At 65.5% G+C, this 25149-nt stretch carries 20 protein-coding genes; 12 read left to right on the forward strand and 8 right to left on the reverse strand.

Going from position 1 to position 25149, the window contains the following annotated elements:
- Positions 1 to 21: 21 nt before the first annotated feature.
- From MVC20_RS04465 to MVC20_RS04475, 3 genes are all read right to left on the reverse strand, one after another.
- Positions 22 to 1308, reverse strand: a complete 1287-nt coding sequence (locus tag MVC20_RS04465; RefSeq protein WP_297538848.1) for an ABC transporter substrate-binding protein — start codon at positions 1306 to 1308, stop codon at positions 22 to 24.
- Between the two features lie 93 nt (positions 1309 to 1401).
- Complete coding sequence (locus tag MVC20_RS04470; protein ID WP_297538849.1) at positions 1402 to 2772, reverse strand: hypothetical protein; 1371 nt, start codon at positions 2770 to 2772, stop codon at positions 1402 to 1404.
- Between the two features lie 140 nt (positions 2773 to 2912).
- Positions 2913 to 4892 carry a hypothetical protein gene (locus MVC20_RS04475; protein WP_297538851.1) on the reverse strand — a complete coding sequence of 660 codons (1980 nt, stop codon included), beginning with the start codon at positions 4890 to 4892 and terminating at the stop codon, positions 2913 to 2915.
- A gap of 232 nt (positions 4893 to 5124) precedes the next feature.
- Here MVC20_RS04475 and MVC20_RS04480 point away from each other — a divergent pair, with 232 nt between their 5' ends.
- Together MVC20_RS04480 and MVC20_RS04485 are read left to right on the forward strand one after the other, a co-directional pair.
- Positions 5125 to 5820, forward strand: a complete 696-nt coding sequence (locus tag MVC20_RS04480; RefSeq protein WP_297538853.1) for a thiamine diphosphokinase — start codon at positions 5125 to 5127, stop codon at positions 5818 to 5820.
- Complete coding sequence (locus tag MVC20_RS04485) at positions 5817 to 7451, forward strand: hypothetical protein (protein WP_297538854.1); 1635 nt, start codon at positions 5817 to 5819, stop codon at positions 7449 to 7451. Before MVC20_RS04480 ends, MVC20_RS04485 begins: the two co-directional genes overlap by 4 nt.
- On the opposite strand, the gene MVC20_RS04490 is transcribed toward MVC20_RS04485, so the two are convergent.
- The gene (locus MVC20_RS04490) at positions 7448 to 8029 is read right to left on the reverse strand and encodes a DUF1285 domain-containing protein (RefSeq protein ID WP_297538857.1); all 582 of its coding nucleotides are present in this window, start codon (positions 8027 to 8029) and stop codon (positions 7448 to 7450) included. The genes MVC20_RS04485 and MVC20_RS04490 overlap by 4 nt on opposite strands.
- Before the next feature lie 69 nt (positions 8030 to 8098).
- Between MVC20_RS04490 and MVC20_RS04495 the strand changes: the two genes are divergently transcribed.
- The 4 genes from MVC20_RS04495 to MVC20_RS04510 are packed head-to-tail and all read left to right on the forward strand — an operon-like array spanning position 8099 to position 14790.
- Positions 8099 to 9106 carry an AAA family ATPase gene (locus tag MVC20_RS04495; RefSeq protein ID WP_297538859.1) on the forward strand — a complete coding sequence of 336 codons (1008 nt, stop codon included), beginning with the start codon at positions 8099 to 8101 and terminating at the stop codon, positions 9104 to 9106.
- Position 9107: 1 nt separating this feature from the next.
- Complete coding sequence (locus tag MVC20_RS04500; RefSeq protein WP_297538860.1) at positions 9108 to 9992, forward strand: DUF58 domain-containing protein; 885 nt, start codon at positions 9108 to 9110, stop codon at positions 9990 to 9992.
- Positions 9989 to 12745, forward strand: coding sequence for a DUF4159 domain-containing protein (locus MVC20_RS04505; RefSeq protein WP_297538862.1), 2757 nt, complete (start codon positions 9989 to 9991; stop codon positions 12743 to 12745). Before MVC20_RS04500 ends, MVC20_RS04505 begins: the two co-directional genes overlap by 4 nt.
- Positions 12742 to 14790, forward strand: coding sequence for a hypothetical protein (locus tag MVC20_RS04510; RefSeq protein WP_297538864.1), 2049 nt, complete (start codon positions 12742 to 12744; stop codon positions 14788 to 14790). The genes MVC20_RS04505 and MVC20_RS04510 overlap by 4 nt, the downstream gene beginning before the upstream one ends.
- A 9-nt stretch (positions 14791 to 14799) precedes the next feature.
- On the opposite strand, the gene MVC20_RS04515 is transcribed toward MVC20_RS04510, so the two are convergent.
- Together MVC20_RS04515 and MVC20_RS04520 are read right to left on the reverse strand one after the other, a co-directional pair.
- A complete protein-coding gene (locus MVC20_RS04515) occupies positions 14800 to 15153 on the reverse strand; it encodes a hypothetical protein (RefSeq protein ID WP_297538866.1) in 354 nt (117 codons plus the stop codon).
- A gap of 35 nt (positions 15154 to 15188) precedes the next feature.
- Positions 15189 to 15908 (reverse strand): DUF599 domain-containing protein, encoded by a 720-nt coding sequence (locus tag MVC20_RS04520; RefSeq protein WP_297538868.1) that lies wholly within the window; start codon positions 15906 to 15908, stop codon positions 15189 to 15191.
- 81 nt (positions 15909 to 15989) lie between these two features.
- Between MVC20_RS04520 and MVC20_RS04525 the strand changes: the two genes are divergently transcribed.
- The 6 genes from MVC20_RS04525 (at position 15990) to MVC20_RS04550 (ending at position 22262) form a co-directional block, all read left to right on the forward strand.
- Entirely contained in the window at positions 15990 to 17423 is a 1434-nt protein-coding gene (locus MVC20_RS04525) for an FAD-linked oxidase C-terminal domain-containing protein (RefSeq protein ID WP_297538870.1), read from the forward strand.
- A gap of 60 nt (positions 17424 to 17483) precedes the next feature.
- Positions 17484 to 18629 carry a glycolate oxidase subunit GlcE gene (gene glcE / locus MVC20_RS04530; RefSeq protein ID WP_297538872.1) on the forward strand — a complete coding sequence of 382 codons (1146 nt, stop codon included), beginning with the start codon at positions 17484 to 17486 and terminating at the stop codon, positions 18627 to 18629.
- A 21-nt stretch (positions 18630 to 18650) separates the two neighbouring features.
- On the forward strand, positions 18651 to 19973 hold the full coding sequence (gene glcF / locus MVC20_RS04535) for a glycolate oxidase subunit GlcF (protein ID WP_297538874.1): 1323 nt from the start codon (positions 18651 to 18653) through the stop codon (positions 19971 to 19973).
- A gap of 64 nt (positions 19974 to 20037) precedes the next feature.
- Positions 20038 to 20841: a trypsin-like serine protease gene (locus MVC20_RS04540; RefSeq protein ID WP_297538876.1), complete on the forward strand. Its 804-nt coding sequence runs from the start codon at positions 20038 to 20040 to the stop codon at positions 20839 to 20841.
- Positions 20838 to 21656, forward strand: coding sequence for a trypsin-like peptidase domain-containing protein (locus MVC20_RS04545; protein ID WP_297538878.1), 819 nt, complete (start codon positions 20838 to 20840; stop codon positions 21654 to 21656). Before MVC20_RS04540 ends, MVC20_RS04545 begins: the two co-directional genes overlap by 4 nt.
- Before the next feature lie 138 nt (positions 21657 to 21794).
- Positions 21795 to 22262, forward strand: coding sequence for an Hsp20 family protein (locus tag MVC20_RS04550; protein WP_297538880.1), 468 nt, complete (start codon positions 21795 to 21797; stop codon positions 22260 to 22262).
- A gap of 70 nt (positions 22263 to 22332) precedes the next feature.
- Here the strand turns inward: MVC20_RS04550 and MVC20_RS04555 are convergent, their stop codons facing one another.
- Together MVC20_RS04555 and MVC20_RS04560 are read right to left on the reverse strand one after the other, a co-directional pair.
- Positions 22333 to 23574, reverse strand: a complete 1242-nt coding sequence (locus tag MVC20_RS04555) for an META domain-containing protein (RefSeq protein ID WP_297538882.1) — start codon at positions 23572 to 23574, stop codon at positions 22333 to 22335.
- A gap of 73 nt (positions 23575 to 23647) precedes the next feature.
- Positions 23648 to 25120, reverse strand: a complete 1473-nt coding sequence (locus MVC20_RS04560) for an NAD-dependent succinate-semialdehyde dehydrogenase (RefSeq protein ID WP_297538884.1) — start codon at positions 25118 to 25120, stop codon at positions 23648 to 23650.
- Positions 25121 to 25149 lie beyond the last annotated feature (29 nt).

The raw sequence follows: 25149 nt of genomic DNA on the forward strand, positions 1-25149 counted from the left end.
GCCCCGCTTGCCAAACCCGTCTCAGAGCGGCTGAGCCGTGTAATCCACCTCATCGGGATAGAGCGTATCCTCGATCGAGGTGCGATGCACGCGCACCAGCTTTCCGCCTTCTACCCGGCTGATATTCTGGTGGCCAAAGACCTGATGCGTCTTGCCGTTGAAAATCTTGTCGCCCTGCGGATGTGCCAGGCTCTCGGGCAGGGTGGTCATCGCCTCGACCGCCTCGATCAGCGCGGCGCGGTCCTGCGGCCCGGTATAGCCTGCCGCCTCCATCCCCGCCTTGATCACATGCAGCGTTTCCCAGCAGCCGAACATATGCGCATAGGTGGCCACGTCACGCGGATCACTGACCGATGCACCGTGTTCATTGACGCCGACCGCCGTGCGATAGGCGGTTTCGTATTCGCTCTGATCCGGTTGCTGGTCGCGGCACATCCCTTCCCAGAAATAGCTGTTTTCAAGGAATTCCAGGCCGGGGCTGTCAATCGCTACCGCTTCCAGACTGTCGATAAAGCCAAAGAGCGCCGGACCCTGCCCGCCAAAGAATTCGCCCAGTTCCTTGACGAAGGTCAGCACGGCGGGTCCGACCATGACGTGATAGAGCACCTCGGTGTCACGCGGGATCTTGGGGAAATACTTGGTAAAGGATGTCTCGGACGGCGGGATCGCGATATGCGCCAGCACCTCGCCGCCCTGCGCCTCGATCGCCTGGGTAAAGAAATCGCGGTGATCGTGGCCGAATGCGAAATCCGGAAACACCATCGTGACCTTCTTGCCCAGATTGGCCGCCACATAGGGGGCCATCGCCTGAACCTGGCTCTTCACATCGGTGATGCCCGGTTGCAGCGTGTAGCGGTTGAGCATGCCAGAGGCGACGTGATGCCCCTCGGAGACCACGAAATACGGCAGCTTCAACTCGCCCGCGCGCGGCGCAGAGCCGATCACGACATGGCTGAAGAGCGTGCCAAAACCGATGTCGCAGCCATGTTGATTGGCGAATTTCTCGACCACCTCGGCGCCGCGCTTGGGGTCGGTGCCGTCATCCTCGGCCACGATCTCGACCATGCGGCCATTGATGCCGCCGCCCTCGTTGATCAGCTTGACCGCTGCCTGCGTGGTGCGGTCATACCAGCGGCCATAGGCCGCGCCGATGCCGGTGCGATGCACCTGAAAGCCGATCTTGATGGGCGCTGCGGTCTGCGCATGGCTGTAACGCGCCCAAAGCGGCAGGCTCGCCGCCGCGATGCCGCCGGCCAGCGCCCCGCGCCGCGTGATGCCGGTTTTCTGGCCAGGTTTCAGGGTATTCATCGCGCATCCTCCAGAGATCAGTCGCAGTCAGAGGGCAAATGCCGCACCTGCACACCTTGCGCAACCCCCTCGGGGTTGTCCAGCGCTTACATGTCACGCCCCGCGCGGCGTGGCGAGGAGCCAGAGGCCAAAGACCGTATACGCCACCATGAAGAGGGCGAGCGGCACCTGACCCAGCACCGCGCGCGCCCGCCCATCCCCCGCGCGCATCGCCAGCGCATGCGCAAGCAGGATAGCGATGACATGGCCCATGACCACCGTTCCCGCCTGAGTCATCCAGATGATCTTGACCGGGCCGGGCGTGTTGAGAAACCCGGCGGAAATCGGGTGCGCTGCAAGGCCCAGCGCCCGCGCGAAGGCAGCCAGAACATATTGCCCATCGACCAGAAACGCAGTCAGGTAATGCGCGATATGATAGGCCAGCGCGATCGGCAGGATCGTGGGTGCATAGAGGCAGAACAGCCCGCGCAAGGGGCGCGGTTGCCCCCCCGCCAGCCGCTCGCCCAACCAGAGGGCGCCGGCAAACACCCCTATGAGGGCTGCGTTGGATGCCAGAAGGCCCAGTAAATTGGGGAGAATGACCGCCGAGCGCCCCGGAAATTCCAACGGGTTGATCCCCAGCAGACCGAGCCAGAGAAAGGTCTCGTTCATCCCGTCAAAGCTGCCCGATCCCAAGAGGACGAGGCACAGAACCGCCAATCCCGGACTGGTCCTTGGCCCGGTCAATATCTGCCACCCGGATAGCCCTGCGGACATATAACCTTTTGAAAGACCAATGAAGGAAACCCGGCCATAGATCCGCATCAGCACCGTGATCGCCTCGCCCCGGACCAGCCAGACAGGGCCAAAGAGCACCAACCCGAGCAGCATCGCATACCAGTAGAACCCGACCACCACCGCCAGCCGCCCCGGATCGGTCGGGGCCGGATCGGCCATGAGAAATCCGCAAAAGGCAAGGAAACCCAGAACACCGGGCCAGTAGCCCAAGCCGCGCGGATACCGCAGCGGCGCGCGCATCCCCGTGAGGCGGCGCAACAGGGCCCCCACACCCACCCAGGGATTGATCCAGCGCCAGAGATCGCCGACCAAACCCTGAAGCGTGACCAGCACAATCCAGAACACCACCCATATCGCCAGCGGCAGCGGGTTGACCCCCGGATCGCCCGGCCCCACCAGCCCGCGCCAGACCAGCCACCCAAGTAAGGCTGTCACCGCGAGGTTGAGGCCATAGCGCATGACAAGAGGGGTGTGCAGGCGAAATAGCCTGACAGGCCGGAACAGCCGTTCGGCGAATGTCCCCGGCAGAATGGCCAGAAGCGCCACGGTCAGCGCCACGGTAACGCCCCCGGCGACCATATAGACAGTCGTGGGCAGCAAGAGGACAAAGCCCTGTTCGCCCGCATGCGCCCGGACCGCCCCCGCCGTCAGCGCCCAGACCATCCCGCCCAGCATGATTGCGCGCATGCGCCTGTCCCCGATATTTCCGCGCTGAGAGTCTGACCTTTCCCCGAGGCATGGGAAAGGGGCAAATCGCCCCGGACATGCGAAAACCCCCGCACCAGAGGCGCGGGGGCGTTACCTTTCACCACACAAGGACGTTGCGTTCAGCCCGCGTGGCGGCGCCCTGTTGCGCGAAATTCGGTCTCTTCGGTCACGGCAAAGCGCCCGCCCGCCAGCTTTTGCAGCTTGCCCTGGCGCAGCAATTGTCCAAAGGAGCGCAAGCTGTCCTCGCGCGAAAAGCGCTCTTGCTCGACTTCCTTGAGCTTGCCCATCAACATCGGGCGCGAGAATTGCGGGCGACCCTCGACATCCGACATATAGGCTGCCGCCGCCTCGAGCAGGTCGGGCAGGCTGATTGCGCCCACTTCCTCGGCAAAGGCACTAAAGCTGCCGTCCTTGGACTGTGCCGCGATATCCACCTCCAGTTCGGCGGCAGAGATGCGGCGCGGGCGAATGGGCGCGCGCGGGGTGTCGATCCGCTGTTCCGCCACCAGTTTGAGCGGCGCGGGGCGGTTTTCTTCGGGGCGCGCCGAACGCTCGGCAGGTGTGGCGATCTGCGGGCGGCGCGGGCGCACGACACTGGCCAGATCGTCGCGGTAGGGGGCATCATCGACGTTCTCGCGCAGGGACGATCCGGCGCTATGTTCCGCGCGGGTGGCCGCAACGGCGGCGCGCAGATGCTGGATCGCATTGCGGCGCTGGCTGGACGCGGGCGCGTCAAGCTGGGTGTCGGTCTTGTCGAAGATACGTGTGAGGTCGTTGGACGCGGCGGCTTCATCGAAGCGCCGCGTGCTCTGGTCCTGCACGGGCGTGACGGCGAACTCGTCCTCGTCCTCGTCCTCGTCCTCGTCCTCGTCCTCGTCCTCGTCCTCGGCGTCATCCTGCTCCGCAGCAACCGGCGGGGTCGGCTCGTCCTCGTCTGCGGTCTCTTCGGTCGCAGTCGGCTGTTCATCATCCTCTGCCGCCTGCGCCGCGATTTCAGCCTCGGGTTCCGGTTCGGAGGCCATGGCATCTTCAAGGGCCAATTCGGCCTCGACCTCGGCCAGTTCGCGCTGCAACTCGGCCTCTTCCTCGGGGCTGAGGATGGTGTTCTCGGTGTCAAAGAGGTTGTCGTCGGCCCCGTCGAAATCTTCGTCGTCCTCGTCATCCTCTTCAAAGATACCCTCGGCCACGGCGGCCTCGAACTCGGCGCGCTTGACCTTGATCACACGGGCGCGGGGCGGAAGGTCCGCTGTCGCGTCCGAGGGGCGGGCGGTCTCGGCGGTGGTCGGCGCGGCATCTGCCATCAGCGCGGCCAGCGTATCCTCAAAGTCGTCGGCCCCGGCCTCTTCCGCCTTTGGTTCCTCTTCCGCCTCCTGCTCCTGCTCCTGCTCTGCCAGCACCTCTTGCGGCGCGGGCGCGGCGGACAGGATCGCGTCGAAATCCATGTCCTCTTCGGCATCGTCGATCTCTGCGGTCTCGGCGCGGTCATCCTCGGCCAGAACGGCGCTCAGATCCTCGGCGACCGTTTCCAGGAAATCCTGCGCATGCTCGTCCTCAGAGTATTCGGCGTCAGAGGGTGCTGCCTCCTGCGCCACGACCGAGCGGATTCGGCTGAGCTTGGCGGCAATGCTTTCGCTGTCCGGTGCGGGCGCTGCGGGAACGATGCGCGGCTCTTGCTCCAGCCCCTCGGGTTGGTCGGGGGCCTCGCTCGCTGCGGTTTCGGGCATCTCTGCAACGGGCTCTTCGGGCAGGCTTGCAAGCTCTTGCGCGGTCTCGTCGGTTTCGACCATTTCCGGTGCTGCCTCGGCCACAACCTGTGGCGCGGGGGCGGTTTGGGTCATTTCGGGCGCGGTGTCGGGGCGTTCCGGTTCCGGTGTCGCCTGAGGCGCCGGGGCGGGGGCCACAAGGGGGCTGTGCATCGCCGCCTGTTCGCTCGCGGCGCGCAGCACGATCTTGCCACGCTCCTCATGCGCTTCGACCCGGCGGGCGATCTCCCGCTCGGCAATACGCGCCAGCATTTCGGCGTCGGGGGTGGGCGGTTCTGCTCCGAAATACCGGTCATCCGCCGCCAGATCGCGAAAATATTCCGCAATTGCCTTCATCGTATCAAATGAATCATCAAAACCTTCCAACGTGCACGAGAATGTGCCGTAGGAGACTGTCAGTATCTTGTTTGAACCAACCATAATGTGCGCTCGCTTTGCTTGCCTGCAAAGACAGGGTTTACCATGACGCCATAGACCAAAGCGGCCCGATTCTTAGATTTTTACCGTATCATTTCGTGTTCAGAATGTGACATCAGGTACGTTAACGCAACGATAACAGGTAAGTTTGATGATTGTTCGCGAAACAGAACCGGTAATCCTGATCGGCGGGGCCTCTCTGCCGGAAGGACAGGTTGACCATGCGCTCAGGCTTGCCCGGATCGTGATTGCCGCCGATAGCGGGGCCGACGCCGCGCTGGCACATGGCATCACCCCGCAGGCGGTGATCGGCGATTTCGACAGTATTTCACAGTCGGCCCGCGCCACGATCCCCGATGCCGTGCAATATCCGGACCCCGATCAGGACACGACGGATTTCGAGAAATGCCTGGGCGCGATTTCGGCCCCGCTCATTCTTGGCCTCGGGTTCTGTGGCGACCGGATGGATCACCAACTGGCGGCCTGCACCGCGCTGGTGCGTCATCACTGGCAACGCTGTATTCTCCTTGGCGCGCGCGATCTGATGTTTCTCTGCCCGCCCTCGCTCAACCTGCCGCTGCCAGAGGGGTGCCGCGTCTCGCTTTTCCCGATGGGGGCGGTCGAGGGGGTGTCGCAGGGGCTGAAATGGCCGATTGGCGGGCTCAATCTTGCGCCGGATGGGCGTATTGCCACCTCGAACGCGGCGCTCGGGCCAGTGCATCTGGCGGTGACAGCGCCCAAGATGCTGGTGATCCTGCCGCTCGAGATGCTCGACATCACGATGGCGGCGTTGCGCGCAACGATTGCCCACTGGCCCGATGCCGCGAGAGGGAGTGATCGCGCATGACCCTGACACAGCGCCTGATGACCTGGGCCGATGCGGTGGTCTTTGACCTGGTTCGGCAAATGCGCTGGACCTTCCTGCCGCCCCTGATGGTCTATTTCGCCGCCGGGTTTTCCGGGCTGACGATGATCGTCGGCACATTCTTTGTGAAAGAATATCTCGATCTCTCGGCGGCCTATCTGGCGGGGCTGGCCTTCTGGGCGGGGTTGCCATGGGCGCTCAAGATGCCGCTGGGGCATCTCGTCGACATTATCTGGCGGTGGAAATGGCTGTTGATCTATCTCGGTGCCGGGCTGATCGGGCTGTCGGTGCTGATCATGTATCTGCTGCTCACCCAGACCGAGGCGATGGTGGCGATCATGCCCATGGCGGCGTGGTATGTCACCTCTTACATTCTGGCGCCTTGCGGGCTGGTCATCCAGGACGCGGTGGCCGATGCCATGTCGGTCGAGGCGGTGCCGCGCTTTGACGCGGAGGGGCGGGCGATTGACGTGGATACGGCGCGGGCGCTGCATACCACGATGCAGACGCTGGGGCGCTTTGCGCTGATTTCCGGCACGCTCGCGGTGGCAGCCCTGAACATCTACATGTTCGCGGGCATCGAGGATCTGGGGCCGGATGCCAAGCGCGCGACCTATGCGCTGATCTACCTCGCGGCCCTCTCGATTCCGCTGGTGTCGGTGTCGGGGGTGCTGTTGGCGGCGTGGCAGAAACACCGCCTGCGCCGGGGCCTGCGCCAGAGCGGGCTGAGCGAGGCGGAGGCGGACACGCTTTTCGAGCGTCCGAGCGAAGAAACGCGGGCAAACCCGTGGTATTTCATCGGCGGCGCCGGCTTCGTGGCGCTGTCGCTGACCATCGGCCTGGGCGACATCGCCTATGGGCAAGAGATCATCTTTGCCGGGTCCATGGCGATCGTGCTCTTGCTCATGCGTCAGCTTGTGGCGGTGCTGCCGGTGGCGCAGGCGCGCACGCTGGTGGGCACGGCCGTGATCATCTTCATGTTTCGCGCCACGCCGCGTCCGGGCGATGGCTATACGTGGTTTTCCATCGACCTCCTGGCGTTCGATCAACAGTTCCTGTCGGTGCTGTCGCTCATCACCTCGGTTCTGACACTGGCGGGCATGGTGATCCTGCGCCCGCTGATGGCGCATCGCAGCATCGTCTATATCGTGGTCCTGCTGACCTTGGCCGGGGGGGTGCTGTCCCTGCCCAATATCGGGCTCTACTACGGGGTGCAGGAGGTGACGGCGGCGATGACCGGCGGCATCGTCGATGCCCGCTTCATCGCCATTCTGGATACGGCCATAGAATCGCCCTTGGGGCAGGTCGCCATGATCCCGATGCTGGCCTGGATCGCGCGCAACGCGCCGGAGAATCTCAAGGCCACCTTCTTTGCCGTGATGGCGTCCTTCACCAATCTCGCCCTCTCGGCAAGCTCGCTGCTCACCAAATATCTCAACGAGGTCTTTGTGGTGACGCGCGAGGTGCGGGATGCCGCCACGGGCCAGATCACCACCCCGGCGGATTACAGCGCCTTGGGACTGCTTCTGATCACGGTCACGGCGGTCACGGTGGGCCTGCCGCTCTTGACGGTGGCCGTCATTCAACGCTCACCGCTGAGGAGCCGGGATTAGGGCAATTCCGCCTCGGGGATGACCGGAAAGAACTGGCCGCCGGACCAAAGCCCGAACCAGCCCTCGTGCCGGTCGCCAATATCCACGAGGCGGTAAAAGCTCTTGCGGTCGATCAGCGCCTCGAGATTGGCGCGCACCAGCACATAGGGCGACGGCTCTCCGGTTTCCGGGTCTCGGGTGACGCGGATCGGGTGATCGGGGCCGGCGGTCACATGGTCGCCGACATTGGTCTCGAACCGCAGGGTCTGCGCCGCGCCGGTGCCGTCGGATTCGAAATCCACCGCCACAAAGGGCGCGTCATCGACGGTGATCCCCACCTTTTCAACCGGAGTGACCAAAAAATAAGCGTCGCCATCGCGGCGCAGGATGGTGGAGAAAAGCCGCACCAGTTCGGGCCGCCCGATGGGCGTGCCGAGATAGAACCAGGTGCCATCGCGTGCAATGCGCATGTCGAGATCACCGCAAAACGGCGGATTCCACAAATGCACGGGCGGCAGCCCCTTGCCCTTGGCCCGCGCCGCGCGCGCCGAAGCGGCGATGCCCTCGGCTGACGGGCTTGTGACGGAATCTTTGCTCATTGCTTTTGCCATTTCTGTCCCAAGCTATACACTCATAAGGGACGATATAGGTTTGACGGGAGTTTTTCCATGACCGATGACACTGATCTCTTGGCCGGTCTCGAGGCGCTCGAGGGAAAATTGGCCGAGGCGCGGGCCTCGATCACCCGGCGGTTCATCGGACAGGAACGGGTTGTCGACCTGTCCTTGTCGGCGCTTTTGTGCGGGGGGCATGGCCTTTTGATCGGTCTGCCCGGTCTGGGCAAGACGCGCCTGGTCGAGACCTTGGGCACGGTCATGGGCCTGCACACCAACCGGGTGCAATTCACGCCAGACCTGATGCCCGCTGACATTCTGGGCAGCGAGGTTCTCGAAACCGCCGAGGATGGCAAACGCGCCTTCAAGTTCATCGAAGGGCCGGTGTTCTGCCAGCTCCTGATGGCCGACGAGATCAACCGCGCCAGCCCGCGCACGCAATCCGCGCTGTTGCAGGCGATGCAGGAACGCACGGTGACGGTGGCCGGTGTCAGCCGCCCGCTGGGCACGCCGTTTCACGTGCTGGCAACGCAGAACCCGATTGAACAAGAGGGCACCTATCCGCTGCCCGAGGCGCAGTTGGACCGTTTTCTTGTCCAGATCGAGGTGCCCTATCCCGACCGCGACACCGAACGCGCGATCCTTTTGGCGACCACGGGCGCCACGGAAGAGGCCGCGCATGGCGTCTTTACCCCGGACGAGTTGATCGCCGCGCAGCAGATGCTGCGCCGCATGCCTGTGGGCGAAAAGGTGATGGAGGCGATTCTCGATCTGGTGCGCGCCTGCCGCCCCGAGGATGCAAGCGCCGCCGATGGCGTCCGCGCAAGCGTGGCCTGGGGGCCGGGGCCGCGTGCCGCACAGGCGCTGATGCTGACGGTGCGGGCGCGGGCGATGCTGCAAGGGCGGCTTGCGCCCGATGCCAGCGACGTGGCGGCGATGGCCCAGCCGGTGCTGGGGCACCGGATGGCGCTCAATTTCGCGGCGCGCGCGCGGGGCGAGAACCTGGCCGCGCTGATTGCCCGCACGGTCGAGGATGTGACCCGCGTGCAGGCCGCCGCCTGAGATGGCCGACCTCGCCCTCTCCCCCCTGCGCCCCCGCGCCGAGGCCGAAGCAAGCCGCCTGCCGCCCCTTTTGGCGCAGGCGGAACTGCTCGCGCGCACGGTGCTCTTGGGCGAGCATGGGCGGCGGCGGGCAGGGGCGGGCGATGATTTCTGGCAATACCGCCCGGTGCAACCCGGCGACAGCCGCCGCATGATCGACTGGCGCCGTTCTGCGCGTTCGGACGTGCAATTCGTGCGGCAACGCGAATGGCAGATCGCGCAGAGCGTGATGCTCTGGGTCGATCCCGCCGCCTCCATGCGCTTTGCCAGCGACAAGGGCCTGCCCGAAAAGGCGGATCGCGCGCGGCTTCTGGCGCTTGCGGTGGCCATATTGCTCGTGCGCGGCGGCGAGCGGGTGGGCCTCACCGGCGGCACCCTGCCCCCCCGGCGAGGCGAGATGCAGGTCACGCGACTGGCGTCGGCGCTGATGCAAGAGAGCGCCGAGGATTATGCATCCCCCGATATGTCCGGCCTGATCCCGCATGGCCGCGCGCTCTTGATTTCGGATTTCATGGGCGATCTGGCACCTCTGCGCGACGCGCTGACGGCGGCGGCGGATCGGGGCGTGCGCGGGCTGCTCTATCAGGTGCTGGACCCCGCCGAAGAGGCCTTTCCCTACACCGGCCGCACCATTTTCGAAAGTGTGGGCGGCACAATCGCCCATGAAACCCTGAAGGCCGGCGATCTGCGCGCCCGCTATCTGGAGCGTCTGGCCGAACGCAAGGACGCGCTCGACGCGCTCTGCCAGGCAACCGGCTGGCGCTATGGCTGTCACCATACCGGCGAGAGCGCGCAATCGGCGCTCTTGTGGCTGCATGGGGCGATGGCGGGTGGGGGGAGCGCATGATCCTGGGCCCCATCGGATTTGCCGCCCCGTGGCTCTTGTGGGCGCTTGTGGCCTTGCCGATCCTGTGGATCATCCTGCGCGCCGTGCCGCCTGCGCCGATCCGGCGGCGCTTTCCCGCCGTGGCGCTGCTGCTTGGCCTGCGGGACGAGGATCACGTCAGCGACCGCACGCCGTGGTGGCTCTTGCTGCTGCGGATGCTGGCGGTGGCGGCGGTGATCGTGGGCCTGGCGGGACCAGTGCTCAATCCGCGCGACGAGGGCACGGCGCGGGCCACCGGTCCGCTTTTGATCCTCATGGATGGCAGTTGGGCCAGCGCCCGCGACTGGGCCGCGCAAACGGCGGTGGTTGACGCGATGCTGGCAGAGGCGGGGCGCGATGGGCGGCCTGCGGCGCTGATGCAACTCAGCGACCCGCAGGCACCGGTGTTTCAGGCGGCGGACAGTCTGCGCGCGCGGGTGCCGGGGCTGATCCCCGCGCCGTGGCCAGTGACGCCAGAGGGGATGGCCCGCGCCGTGGACCTTCTGGGCGAGAGCGCGTTTGAAACGCGCTGGTTCTCGGACGGGCTGGATGCAGAGGGGCGCGCATCGCTTCTTGAGGCGCTCGAGGCGCGCGGCCCTGTCACCGTGCATGAAAGCCCGCGCGCCGTGCTGGCGCTGACCCCGCCGACGCTGGAAGACGGGCAAATCCAGTTACGCGCGTTGCGTGCCGTGCCGGGGCCGCTGCGCGAGATTTCGGTCAATGCCCACGGTCTTGATCCCGCCGGGGTGTCGCGGGTGCTGGCCACCCTGCCGATGACCTTTGACGAGGGCGCGCTTGAGGCGACAGGCGCATTGTCCCTGCCGCCCGAATTGCGCGCCCGTGTCACCCGGTTCGAGATCGCGGGCGAGGCGCAGGCAGGGGCCGTCAGCCTGACCGACGATGGGCTGAAACGGCGCGAAGTGGCGCTGATCGCGGGGCGCGACGATCGTGAAGGGCTCGAACTGCTGTCACCCTTGCATTATCTCGCGCAGGCGCTCAGCCCCACTGCCGATCTTCTCGAAGGGGGGCTGATGGATGTGCTGCCCGCGAATCCCGATGTGATCGTGCTGGCCGATGTGGCGACGCTTTCGGGGGCGGAACAGGCGGCGTTGCTCGACTGGGCCGACAAGGGCGGGATGCTCCTGCGCTTTGCCGGGCCGCGCGTGGCCGCAAGCGATGTCTCGCGCAGCGAAGAAGACCCGCTGATGCCGGTGCGCCTGCGTGCGGGCGGGCGCACGGTGGGCGGCGCAATGTCCTGGGGCGAACCCAAGACGCTGGCCCCCTTCATCGAGGGCAGCCCGTTTCAGGGCCTGAGCATTCCGGATGATGTGACCGTCAGCGCACAGGTGATGGCACAACCTGATCCAACCTTGGCCGACCGGGTGATCGCGCAACTGAGCGATGGCACCCCGCTGGTCACGCGCAAACGGATCGGGGCGGGGCAGGTGGTGCTCTTTCATGTCACCGCCAATGCCGAATGGTCGAGCCTGCCGCTCTCGGGCCTCTTCGTGCAGATGCTGGAGCGGCTGGCGGTTTCGTCCGCCATGGCCCCGCCCGATGCGGCGGAACTGGCGGGCACGACCTGGCAACCGGCGCAGGTGCTGGACGGGTTCGGGCGACTGGCGGATGCGGACACGCGCCCCGGTGTGGCGGGAGAGCGGCTCTTGTCGGCCCCGCTTGGCCCCGATCTCTGGCCCGGCCTCTACGAGGGGCCAGAGCGCAGCGTCGCGCGCAACGTGATCGCGGCCGAGACCGCGCTCAGCCCGGTGGCATGGCCCGCGCGCGTGCCGGTCGAGGGGCTGGAGCGTGCGCCCGAAACACCGTTGGGCGGCTGGCTGCTGGCTGCGGCCCTGATGCTGCTGACCGCCGATATTCTGGCGTCCCTCGCGCTCTCCGGGCGGCTCTGGCCTGCGCGGGCGGTGGCGATGCTTGCCCTCGCGCTCAGCCTCGGGCCCGTGCCCGAGGCGCGGGCGCAGGATGATGCGCGCGCGCTTCTCGCAACTCAGGAACTGGCCCTCGCCCATGTGATCACCGGCGACGCCCGGCTGGATGATACCGCGCGCGCCGGGCTGCGCGGCTTGGGTCAGGTGCTCAATTTCCGCACCTCCGTTGAACCGGCAGAGCCGATCGCCGTCAATCTCGAACGTGACGACCTCACCTTTTACCCGATCCTCTACTGGCCCATCAGTGCCGATCAGCCGACGCCCTCGGCCGAGGCCTATGTCAAGCTCAACGACTATCTGCGCAACGGCGGGCTCATCCTGTTTGACACCCGCGATGCCGATGTTGCCGGGTTCGGCGCGGCGACGCCCAATGGCGCGCGGCTGCAACGGATCGCGGCCCCGCTCGACATTCCCCCGCTCGAACCCTTGCCCGAGGATCATGTGCTGACCCGAACCTTCTACCTTCTGACCGATTTTCCGGGGCGCTACTCGGGCCGGCCGGTCTGGGTCGAGGCGGCCCCGCCCGATGCCGAACAGATCGAGGGCATGCCGTTTCGCAATCTCAACGATGGGGTGACGCCGGTGGTGATCGGCGGCAATGACTGGGCGGCGGCCTGGGCGGTGAACGAGCGGGGCGATCCGATGTTTCCCGTGGGCCGCGGCTATGCTGGCGAGCGGCAGAGGGAACTGGCCTATCGCTTTGGCGTCAATCTGGTGATGCATGTGCTGACCGGCAATTACAAATCCGATCAGGTGCATGTCCCCGCCCTTCTCGACAGGTTGGGCCAATGACCGGCAGCGTGGTGTTCGACCCTCTCTTGCCGGTCTGGCTGATTGCCGCCCTTGCGGCACTGGTGGCCTGCGGTCTGGCGCTGGCGCTCTGGCGGGGGCTGGCGGGTTGGCCGCTCCGGGCGCTGGCCGGGCTGGTGATCCTCGCGGCCCTGATGGGCCCGGCCTATCAGCAAGAGGAACGCAATCCCCTCAGTGACATCGTGCTGATCGTCGAGGATCAAAGCGCCAGTCAGGGATTGGCGGATCGCACGACGCGCACGGCCGAGGCCGCCGATGATCTGACGGCACGGCTTGAGGCGCGCGGCAATACAGAGGTGCGCCGCGTGCGGGTGCCGGATGCCCCCGAGAATGGCGGCACTCAGGCGATGACCGCACTGGCGCAGGCGATGGCCGAGGAACCGCTGGGCCGTATCGCGGGCGTTATCCTGCTCTCGGACGGGCGTATTCACGATGTCGAGCGGGCCCCCGACATTCCCGCGCCGCTGCATCTCTTGCATACGGGCCGCGCGGGCGATTGGGACCGGCGGCTCAGGATCGACAATGCACCCGCCTTTGCCATCCTGGGCGAAGAGGTGCGCATGACCCTCACTGTCACGGATGAGGGGGCCGCCCCTGCGGGCGTAACCTCGGTGCCGCTTGATATTTCCGTGGACGGGGCCGAGTCGCGCCGCTTCGAGGTGCCTTTGGGCGAGGAAATCACCCTGCCTCTGGTCTTGCCGCATGGCGGGCGCAACGTGCTGCAATTCACCACCCCCCCCGCACCCGGCGAGTTGACGGATCGCAACAACACCGCGCTGGTGCAGATCAACGGTGTGCGCGACCGGCTGAGCGTTCTTCTGGTCTCCGGCCAGCCCCATCCCGGCACGCGCACCTGGCGCAACCTGCTGAAATCCGACAGTTCGGTCGATCTGGTGCATTTCACCATTCTGCGCCCACCCGAGAAACAGGACGGGGTGCCGGTGCGGGAATTGTCGCTGATCGCCTTTCCCACCCGCGAGCTGTTTCTTGAAAAGGTGGATGATTTCGATCTGATCATCTTCGACCGGTATCGGCGGCGGGGTATCCTGCCCAATGTCTATCTCGAGAATATTCGCCAATACGTCGAGAATGGCGGGGCGGTGCTGTTTGCGGCGGGCCCGGATTTCGCCGGGGCCGAAAGCATCTATCGCGGTCCGTTCGAGGCGATCATCCCGGCGCGTCCCACGGCCCGCGTGGTCGAGCAAGGCTATCTGCCCAAGGTCACGGAGCTGGGCGAGCGGCATCCGGTCACGGCAGGGCTCGCCCAGGAGTTTGACGGGGATTGGGGCCGCTGGCTCAGGCAGGTAGAGGTCATGCAGTCGGCGGGCGATGTCGTGATGTCCGGGGCCGATGACCGGCCTTTGCTGCTGCTTGACCGGGTGGGCGAGGGGCGCGTGGCGCTCTTGGCCTCGGATCATGCCTGGCTCTGGGGGCGCGGATTCGAGGGCGGCGGGCCGCAGCTCGAACTCCTGCGGCGCCTGGCGCATTGGATGATGAAGGAACCCGAGCTGGAGGAAGAGGCGCTCTGGGCCGAGGCCACGGGTCAGCAGATGCGCGTGATCCGCCGCTCTCTGACCGAGGATGTCGGCCCCGTCACCATCACCACGCCATCGGGCGATGTGATCGAGCGGCCCCTGCAAGAGGTGTCTCCGGGCCGGTTCGAGACGCTGTTCGACGGGCCGGAAATCGGGCTCTATCGGCTGGAGAACGGCGATCAAAGCGCGGTCATCGGTCTTGGCCCCGCCGCGCCGGTCGAATTCGAGCGCACGATTGCCAGCGCCGAGGTTCTGCAACCGGCGATCAATGCCACCAACGGGGGCGTCTGGGCGCTGGAGGACGGTATGCCCGCGATCCGCGCGGTGCGCGAAGGGCGCCCCGCCGCCGGGCGCGGCTGGATCGGGATCACCCCGCGCGGGGCCTATGAAACCCAGAGCCTGCGCCAGATGTCCATTTTGCCGCCCTGGCTGGTGCTGCTGCTGGTATCGGGGCTGATCCTTGGGGGATGGCTGCGCGAGGGGCGGCGATAACGGTCGGGCTCAGGGCCGCAATTCGACGCGAAAGGGCGTGCTGCTCCACCCGTCCACCGAACAATGCGCCCGCACGAACACCTCTTGCGTGCCAACGGGCAGGGTCAGGTCGTTGAGCGACCGGGTAAAGGGCTGTTCCTCGACATGCGGGTGATGCAGCAGCCGATAGCCCAGCCGATTGCCGGTCGCATCCAGAACCTCCCAGCCGTCGACATAATGATCCCAGCCCGTGTCGGGATGCAGGACCGTGACCGCGACCGTCCACGCGCCGCCGGTCTTGTCCATGCGCACACCGAGGATCTCCGGCAGCTCCGCTGCGGCGGGGCTGGCGACAAGGCCGAGGACAAGGCACAGGCATCTCATGGTGAGAGATTAGCCCAGTCTTGCGAAAAAAGCACTCACGTCTGTGTATTCTGGTCCGGGCGATCCGGTTGCAGCAGCACCGCGCGCGATTGCGAGGCGAATTCGCGGCGCAAAAGCATCAGGCCGGTAATCGCCGTGGCCCCGATCAGCGCCTCTGGCCCCAAGAGCCAGGCCGCCGCCGTGAGCGCGAAATAAATCGCCCGCAGACCCCGGTTAAAGCCGCGCGCGGCGGTGATGTTGATCTCTGCCGCCTTTTGGGCGCGCGGCAGGGCTGCGGCATCGCCGGGGTCATTGGGCACGGCGGCCATGATCACGGCGCAATAGCCAAACAGGCGATTGGACCAGACAAATTTGAGAAACGCATTGGCGAGAAAGACGAGGATCACGAGGATCTTGACCTCCCAGACGATGATCGGCCCGGTCGCGGGGGTCAGATCGTCGGCGATGCCCATCACCCGCTCCAGATCGCCCAGCATCGCCAAGGCCCCGCCAATGGCAATCAACGTGGCCGAGGCGAAAAAGGCGGTGCCCTGCCGCAAACTGCCCAAAAGCTGCGCGTCAAAGATACGCGCGTCGCGGGCCACCATCTGCACCATCCACTCGCGCCGATACTGCGCCATCAGCTTGGTCACGGAGGGTCTCGCGCGGGGGGGATTCTCGATCAGGAGACCAAGGACCAGCCAGCCCAGCACCAATCCACCCAAGGCAAGGGCGTCGAGCATGCTGAAATGCGCCAGTTGATCCATCCAAATCATGAATGCAAGCTATCCTTGCGAGGTTTGACTTGCCAGATGTAAAAATTGGTTATATTTTATTACCAATCAGGAGGAATTCATATGGAAATGCCCGTCCCCCGGCCAGAAATCCTGGCGCGCAAAGCCGAACTTGTAGAGCGTCTGTGCGAAGTTCTGCCCGCTGATGCGGTGATTTCCGACCCGGCCGAAACGCGCGCCTATGAATGCGACGCTCTGACCGCCTATAAATGCGCGCCGCTGGTGGCGATCCTGCCGGGGTCTACCCAAGAGGTGTCGGAGGCGCTGCGCATCTGTCACGAGATGGGCGTGCCGGTGGTGCCACGCGGCTCGGGGACGTCGCTTGCCGGCGGGGCCCTGCCCACGGCGGACAGTGTCATCCTCGGGGTGGCGCGGCTCAACGCGGTGTTGGAGACCGATTACGACAACCGTTTCATTCGCGTGCAGACCGGGCGCACCAACCTGAGTGTCACCGGCGCGGTCGAGGAACACGGATTTTTCTACGCCCCCGATCCCTCCAGCCAGCTGGCCTGTGCCATTGCCGGCAATGTCGCGATGAATTCGGGCGGGGCGCATTGCCTCAAATATGGCGTGACCACCAACAACCTGATGGGCGTGACCATGGTGCTGATGGATGGCACCGTTGTGGAATTGGGCGGCGCGCATCTTGATGCGGAGGGGCTCGATCTCCTGGGGATCGTCTGCGGCTCCGAGGGGCAATTGGGCGTCGTGACCGAGGCCACGCTGCGCATCCTGCGCAAGCCCGAGGGCGCGCGCCCCGTGCTGATCGCCTTTGACAGCAACGAGGTCGCGGGCGCCTGCGTGAGCGACATCATCAAGGCGGGCGTGCTGCCGGTGGCGATCGAATTCATGGACCGCCCCTGTATCGAGGCGACCGAGGATTTCGCCAAGGCGGGCTATCCCATGTGCGAGGCGCTGCTGATCGTCGAGGTCGAAGGCTCGGATGCCGAGATCGACGAGCAGTTGGGCCTGATCGAGGGGATCGCACGGCGCCATAACCCGGTGGAATTCCGCCAGAGCCGCTCGCCCGAGGAAAGCGCCGCGATCTGGCTGGGCCGCAAATCGGCCTTTGGCGCGATGGGGCAGATCAACGACTATATGTGCCTCGATGGCACCATCCCGGTCAGCCAATTGCCGCATGTTCTCAAGCGGATTGGCGAGCTGTCCGCGCAATTCGGGCTGAGCGTGGCCAATGTGTTCCACGCAGGCGACGGCAACATGCACCCTCTTATCCTCTTTGATGCCAACAAGCCCGGCGATCTGGAACTTTGCGAAGAACTGGGGTCTGAAATCCTCAAGCTTTGCGTCGAGGTGGGGGGATGCCTCACCGGCGAACACGGGGTGGGCATCGAAAAGCGCGATCTGATGACCCATCAATATGCCCCGGAGGATCTGGAGGCGCAGATGGCGATCAAGGACGTGTTCGATCCCAAATGGCTGCTCAACCCGGCCAAGGTCTTTCCGCTGGCGTCCTCTGACGCGCGGCGTGTGGCCTGAGCGACCCGACCGGGGGCCATGCTCCCGGAGCAATGAGTATTTTGACCAAGAAGAAGCAGCATGACACCCAACACCGAGGCAGAGCTTGCCGAGATCATCCGGGGGGCCGAAGCCCCCTTGCGCATCGAAGGGGGCGGCACGCGCCCGCTGGGCGCGCCATCGAATGGGGCGCGGCTGAGCACGGCCGCATTGCGTGGGATCACGCTCTACGAGCCCGGCGCGCTGACGCTGGTGGCCCAAGCGGGCACGCCGCTTGCGGAAATCGAGACGGCGCTCGCCGCAGAAGGGCAACGGCTGGCCTTCGAGCCGATGGATCACCGCGGATTGCTGGGCACGACCGGCACGCCCACGATTGGCGGTGTCGTCGCCGCCAATGTCAGCGGACCGCGCCGGATTCAGGCCGGGGCCTGCCGCGATTTTCTGCTCGGTGTGCGCTTTGTCGATGGGCGCGGGCAGATCGTCAAGAATGGCGGGCGGGTGATGAAGAACGTCACCGGCTATGATCTGGTCAAGCTGATGGCAGGCAGCTACGGCACGCTGGGGGTGCTGACCGAAGTGGCGCTCAAGGTTCTGCCGCGCCCGCGCAGCATGGGGATGCTGCGGCTCGAGGGGCTGAACGATGCGGCCGCCGTCACCGCACTCTGCCGGGCGCTCGCCTCGCCCTACGAGGTGACGGGGGCGGCCCATCTGCAAGCGGGGCCGTCGGGCGCGCCCGTCACGATGATCCGGCTGGAGGGCTTTGAGAATTCGGTGACCTACCGCGCCGAGGCGCTGATGCGGCTCTTGGCCGATTATGGCACTTGGACCTTCGAGGCGGATACGGACAAGACCGCCGCGCATTGGGCGCATATCCGGGATGTCGGCCCGTTTCACGAGCGGGCGGGCGATGTCTGGCGTTTGTCGGTCAAGCCCACCGACGCCCCGGGGGTCGTGGCCGATCTGCCCGGCGCAGAGGTGTTCTATGACTGGGGCGGCGGGTTGATCTGGCTTCTGGCGGCTGAGGGCTCGGGCCTGAATGCCACCAAGATCCGCGGTGCGGTCGCGGCGCGTGGCGGCCATGCCACGTTGATCCGTGGCGACCGCAGCCAAGGTGCGTTTCATCCGCTCTCGGCGCCGGTGGCGGCTTTGCAGGCGGGCCTGCGCCAGAAATTCGATCCAAGACAGATTTTGAACCCCGGCCTGATGGCCACGGGTGCAGCCGTTTGAAAGGCGCGAAAGTAGCAACAGATGAAAACCGAATTTACCGCCGAACAGCTTGAAAACCCCAAGATCGCCCGCGCCAACGAAATCCTGCGCGCTTGTGTGCATTGCGGGTTCTGCACCGCCACCTGTCCGACATATCAGGTTCTGGGCGATGAGTTGGACAGCCCGAGGGGGCGGATTTATCTCATCAAGGACATGCTGGAAAATGACCGCGTGCCGGATGCCAAGACGGTCAAGCATATTGATCGCTGCCTGTCCTGTCTCGCTTGCATGACGACGTGCCCCTCTGGCGTGCATTACATGCATCTGGTGGATCAGGCGCGGGAATACATTGAAGAGCGCTACAAGCGGCCCCTGGGGGATCGCGTGCTGCGCTGGATCCTGGCGCGTATCCTGCCCTATCCGACGCGGTTCCGGGTGGCGCTTCTGGGGGCCAAGATCGGGCGGCCCTTTGCGCGGCTGATGCCCGATGCGCGGCTGCGCGCGATGCTCGAAATGGCCCCGAAACAGGTGCCGCCCGTCAGTCGAAATGACGACCCGCAGAGCTTTGCGCCGCAGGGCGCGCGGAAAAAACGGGTGGCCCTGATGACCGGCTGTGCGCAGCGCGCGCTCAACACCGACATCAACGACGCCACGATCCGCCTGCTCACGCGGCTGGGCTGCGAGGTGGTGGTGGCCGAGGGGGCGGGCTGTTGCGGGGCGCTGACGCATCACATGGGCAAGACCGACGAGAGCCACGCAACAGCGGCCAGGAATATCAAGGCCTGGGCGCGCGAAATGGACGGGGCCGGGCTTGATGCCATCGTGATCAACACCAGCGGTTGCGGTACGACGGTCAAGGATTACGGTCATATGTTCCGGCACGATCCGCTCGCAGCGGACGCCGCGCGCGTCAGTGCCATCGCCATGGATGTAAGCGAAATCCTGATGCAGCTCGATCTGCCGCAAGGCGAGGACAAGGAGATGGTGATCGCCTATCACGCGGCCTGTTCGCTGCAACATGGGCAAAAGATCAAGACCTATCCCAAGGACCTCTTGAAGCGGGCCGGGTTCGCGGTGGTGGAACCGGCAGACAGTCATTTGTGCTGCGGCTCGGCGGGCACCTACAACCTGATGCAGCCCGAGATTTCCAAACAGCTCAAGACGCGCAAGGTGAAAACGCTGGAAGCGAAGAATCCCGATGTGATCGCGGCGGGCAATATCGGCTGCATGATGCAGATCGGCTCGGGCACGGGGATTCCGGTGGTCCACACGGTCGAGTTGCTGGATTGGGCCACGGGCGGTCCGAAACCGCCCGCCATGACCCGCGCGTCCCAGGGCATGTCCGGGGTTCCGATCCTGCGCTGATCCGGTCATAATCTGGCCCAAAACGCTTGCTATCCGGCAAGTGAATTGAGCAGGACAGAGACCCATGCGGCGCATCATCACCTTTCTCCTATCTGCCTGTGTCGCAGGCGCGGCCATGGCGCAGGACAGTGCGTTGCAACGTCTGGATGTCGGCGACGAGGCCCGCCAGTGGGAGGCCGTGGGACGGCTCGAATTGGGCGGGCGCGGGTTCTGCACCGGCGCTCTGGTGGCCCCCGATCTGGTGCTGACGGCGGCGCATTGCCTCTTTGACAAGGAAACCGGTGCGCGGATTGATCCGGCGGGGATCGAATTCATGGCCGGGTGGCGCAATGGCCGCGCGGCGGCCTATCGCACGGTGCGGCGCGCGGTGACGCATCCCGATTATGCGCCCGCGACGGATGTCACCGCACAGCGCGTGCGCAATGACGTGGCGCTGCTGGAATTGCACCATCCGATCAACAACACCCGCGTCGCCCCGTTCGAGACCGACGAGCGCCCGCGCAAAGGCCAGAAGATCGGCGTTGTCAGCTATGCCCGCGACCGATCCGAGGCGCCATCGCTGCAAAACATCTGCGAGGTTCTGGCGCGTCAGGACGGCGTTCTGATCATGTCCTGCGATGTGGATTTCGGATCGAGCGGCGCGCCGATCTTCAGCTTTGAAGGCGGGGTGCCGCGCATCGTGTCGGTGGTTTCGGCCATGGCCGAGGTCGAGGGGCGCAAGGTGTCGCTGGGCACGCAGTTGACCGATCCGCTCCGGGTGCTGCAGGCGGCGCTCGATGGCGGCGCAGGCGTGTTTCAGGACGCAGCGCCCAAGATGTTCACCTCGGGCATCCGCCGCGATACCGGCGCAAAGTTTGCCAAGCCATGAGCGGCGTGCGCGTCACGATGGCTGCGATTGCGGCGCTGCTGTTCGCCACGTCAGGCGTCGCGGCGCAAAACAGCGGCCTGATCCGCTTGACCGATCGCGACGATCTCTTTGGATGGGAGGCGGTGGGCCGCGTGGACCTTGGGCGCGACGGCTATTGCACGGGCGTTCTGATTGCCCCCGATCAGGTTCTGACGGCGGCGCATTGTGTCTATGACCGCGCAAGGCAAGGGATCGCGCCCGACATCATCTGGTTTCGCGCCGGGCTGCGCGATGGGGTGGTGATCGCCGAGGCGGGCGCGGCGCGCTATGCGGTCGCCCCCGGTTATGATCCGGCGGCGGGGATGCAGGCCGCGAATGTGCGGCGCGATGTTGCGCTCCTGCAGCTTTCCACCCCCATTCCAGCGGCGCTCGCGGCCCCCTTCCACCTGGCTGCGGCCCCTGCCGCCCATCAGCGCGTGAGCGTTGTGTCCTATGGCCGGGATCGTGACAAGGCCCCGTCGTGGCAGCGTGATTGCGGTCTCTTGTGGCGGTCCGAGGGGGTCATGGGCTTTGATTGCTCGGTGATCAACGGCTCGTCCGGCGCGCCGGTCTTTGCGCGGGACGGCGGACGCGCGCGCATCCTCTCGCTGGTCAGCGGTGGCAAGTGGGACGGCGGCGACAGCCGCGCCTATGGTATGGACCTGCCCGAGGTCGTGGCGCGCCTGAAACAGGATCTGCGCGCCGCGTCCGCCCCGGGCATCGCGGCCAATCCCGGCTTTCGGCGGGTAACAGTGGGCGGCGGCGGGGCATCCGGCGCGAAATTCGCGCGGCCCTGAGGGCGCGCGCGGGGTCTTGACAGCGACCGGGACGCTTCCCAAATCAATGGCGTTCCGGTGCCGTTTGACGGGCCGGACAGACCGCCTGTCCCCAAAGGGGAAGGCACCAATCCGGTATCGCTCAATGGAGGATGACCCATGCGTAATTTTGATCTTGCCCCGCTCTATCGTGCCACGGTCGGTTTCGACCAGATCGCCGACCTCTTGGATCGCGTCATGTCCAGTGACGTGGGCCAGCCAACCTATCCGCCCTATAACATCGAAAAGACCGCAGACGATGCCTACCGCATTTCGGTGGCCGTTGCGGGATTCTCTGCCGATGATCTGGGTGTCGAGGTCAAGGATGGCTCTCTTGTCGTTTCTGCCCGCAAAAGCGAGGAGGACGAAGGGCGCACCTATCTGCATCGCGGCATCGCGACCCGTGCCTTTGAACGCCGCTTCCAATTGGCCGACCATGTTCGCGTGATCGGGGCGACCCATGCCGACGGGATGCTGCATATCGACCTGCGCCGCGAGGTGCCCGAAGCGCTGAAGCCGCGCCGCATCGCGATTGCCAGCGGGGATGTCGTGGCCAAGGATGTGGTGGACGCCGACAAGGTGAACTGAGCCCATCGAGACCTGAGTCTCAATTCATGTCGACGCCCGGTCAGCCCCCCACTGGCCGGGCGTTTGCCGTTCAGGGCCGCCGCGCCTCGATCAGCACGCCATCCGCCGCCCCGCCAATCAGACGCAGCGCGCCATCCTCGGCCACGTCAAACCGAGTCACCTGCTCCAGCGCGTCGAGCATGTGGCGCTCTTGCTCCATCAGCGGGTCGGGGCAGGCCATCATCGTGCTGCCCATGGCCCCGAACTGCAGCCCTTCGCCCGTGATCGTATAGCCGCCCACCAGACGGTTGCAGCCTGTGCTGCCCGCCACACGCCCCGGCGTGATGAAATTGAGGGTCAGGCGCTCCGGCTCGATCAGGGGGGCGTCCCCCAACGCGGTCACTTGCCACGCGGGGCCGGTCAACAGGTCCTCGGGCGCGCCGCCACATCCCCGGAACTCGCGCGCGCCCAGGGTCAACACCGCCGCATCGGGATGCGGCATGCCGGTGGCATCGTCGCGGCAGATGCCCTCGCGAACGGTCAGTTGCGCCTTGATCTCGGGCATGTCGAACACATAGGCGCCGGGCAGGACCTGCACCTCGGGGCGGGGCAGGCTATGGGTGATCTCGCCGTAATCGGCGCTGATCTCGGCGGTCTCGGGCGTCAGCAGAACAAACCAGCCGGGCTCGTTCCCGCCTGCGCGATAGCTTTGCCTGTGCGGTGGCGGCACTTCCTGACATTCGGGAAAATCGCGCCCCTCGAGGCGGAGCATCGCCATGTTGCCCTTGTTCCAGAATTCCGTGTCAGGCGCGCTCACCCCCTCGAACCGCGCCCCCGAGGCCGAGACAACCTGCTTCATGGCGATGTCGCGCCCCTCGGCGCGCAGCACGGTTTCATCGCCCAGCATCCCGAAAGACACCGTGGTATCGCCGCAGACGAAATCGACCGCAAAGGCGAGCGGAGTCACCGGTTCGAGGATGAGCGTGCCCAGATCGACCGCCTCTGTTCCCGCCGCAAACGGCATATCCTGCAAGAGCCAGCGCGGTTTGTTATTGACCCGGATCACCGCGCTGAGCTGCCCGGAAAGATTTGCGGGCACCGTCATCTCGAAGGGCAGCGGCACCTGCTTGCCATCGGCATCCAGCGTCACCTCGCCCAGCATCGCGCCAAACCGACCCTCAGCCACCACCACGGCGCGGGCATCGGGCGGCAGGGCGATCCGTTGCAGATAGCCGACCGCGCCGGACACCTGTCGTGTCTCGTCGCCCTGTGCCTGCACCGTGGCAGCAGGCAAGACAGCCATCAGGCCGGCCATGAGGAAAGAGCGGGGCATCGCCGGCCTCCTTTGCTTCAAGACTTGATCGCATCCTAGCGAGCGACCCGCCTCCGGTCGAGTGCCGCTTTGGTCAGACGCTCATGCAGATGTATTTCATCTCGAGGAAATCCTCGATCCCGTGATGGCTGCCCTCGCGGCCAAGACCCGATTGCTTGACGCCGCCAAAGGGGGCCACCTCGGTCGAGATGATGCCGGTGTTGACGCCCACGATCCCGTATTCCAGCGCCTCGGCCACCTTGTAGACGCGGCTCAGATCCTTGGCGTAGAAATACGAGGCCAGACCAAAGATCGTGTCATTGGCCATGGCGATCACGTCATCCTCGCTCTCGAACTTGAAGAGCGGGGCCAGCGGCCCGAAGGTCTCGTCGGTGGCAAAGGCCATGTCCTGCGTGCAGCCGGTGACGATGGTCGGCGGCAGGAAATAGCCCGACCCCTGCACCGGCTCTCCACCCCCAAGGATGACCGTGGCCCCCTTGGCCTTGGCATCGGCGACATGCTCTTGCACCTTCACGATCGCATCCCCGTTGATGAGCGGCCCAAGCGCCACGCCCTCGTCCATCCCATCCCCCATCTTGAGCTTTTCGACAGCGGTCTTGAGCTTGGCGGCAAAGGCGTCATAGACCCCCGCCTGCACATAGATGCGGTTGGCGCAGACACAGGTCTGCCCGTTGTTGCGGAATTTGCAGAGGATCGCGCCCTCGACCGCCGCATCGAGATCGGCATCGTCGAACACGATGAACGGCGCGTTGCCGCCCAACTCCATCGAGCATTTCATCACCTGATCGGCAGCCTGCCGCAACAGGATGCGCCCCACCTCGGTCGAGCCGGTAAAGGTGATCTTGCGCACCACCGGGTTCTCGCAGAATTCCTTGCCGATCTCGGATGCGCGCGACGAGGTGACGATGTTGAATACCCCCGCCGGAATCCCCGCGCGTTCGGCCAAGAGGCCCATCGCCGTGGCCGAGAGCGGCGTTTCCGCAGCCGGACGACCAACAAAGGCACAGCCCGCCGCCAGTGCCGGGGCGGCCTTGCGCGTGATCATCGCGTTGGGGAAATTCCACGGCGTGATCGAGGCCACCACACCGATGGGCTGCTTGATGACGGTGATCCGCTTGTCGCGCTGATGGCCGGGGATGGTCTCGCCATAGATGCGCTTGGCCTCTTCGCCAAAGAACTCGATGAACGAGGCGCCATAGCCCACCTCGCCCTTGGCTTCGGCCAGCGGCTTGCCCTGTTCGGCGGTCAGGATCACGCCCAGATCGTGCTGGTTCTCCATCATCAGGTCAAAGAAGCGGCGCAGCACGGCGGCACGTTCCTTGCCGGTCCATTTCGCCCATTCCTTTTGCGCGGCCTCCGCCGCGGCAATCGCACGCGCCACCTGAGCACGGCTGAGATCGGCCACATGCGCGATCACATCGCCGCGCGCGGGGTTCGTGACCTCGAAGGTGCCATTGTCGCCATCCACCCACTCGCCGTTGATATAGGCCCGCTCGCACAGCAGGCTGGGGTCCTTGAGCATGGATTTCAGGTCGGTCTTGGTCATTGCGTTTCCCTCTCGGCATGGCTTTTATC

Origin of the sequence: Roseovarius sp. (assembly GCF_027019125.1) — a bacterium.
Lineage (GTDB): Bacteria > Pseudomonadota > Alphaproteobacteria > Rhodobacterales > Rhodobacteraceae > Roseovarius.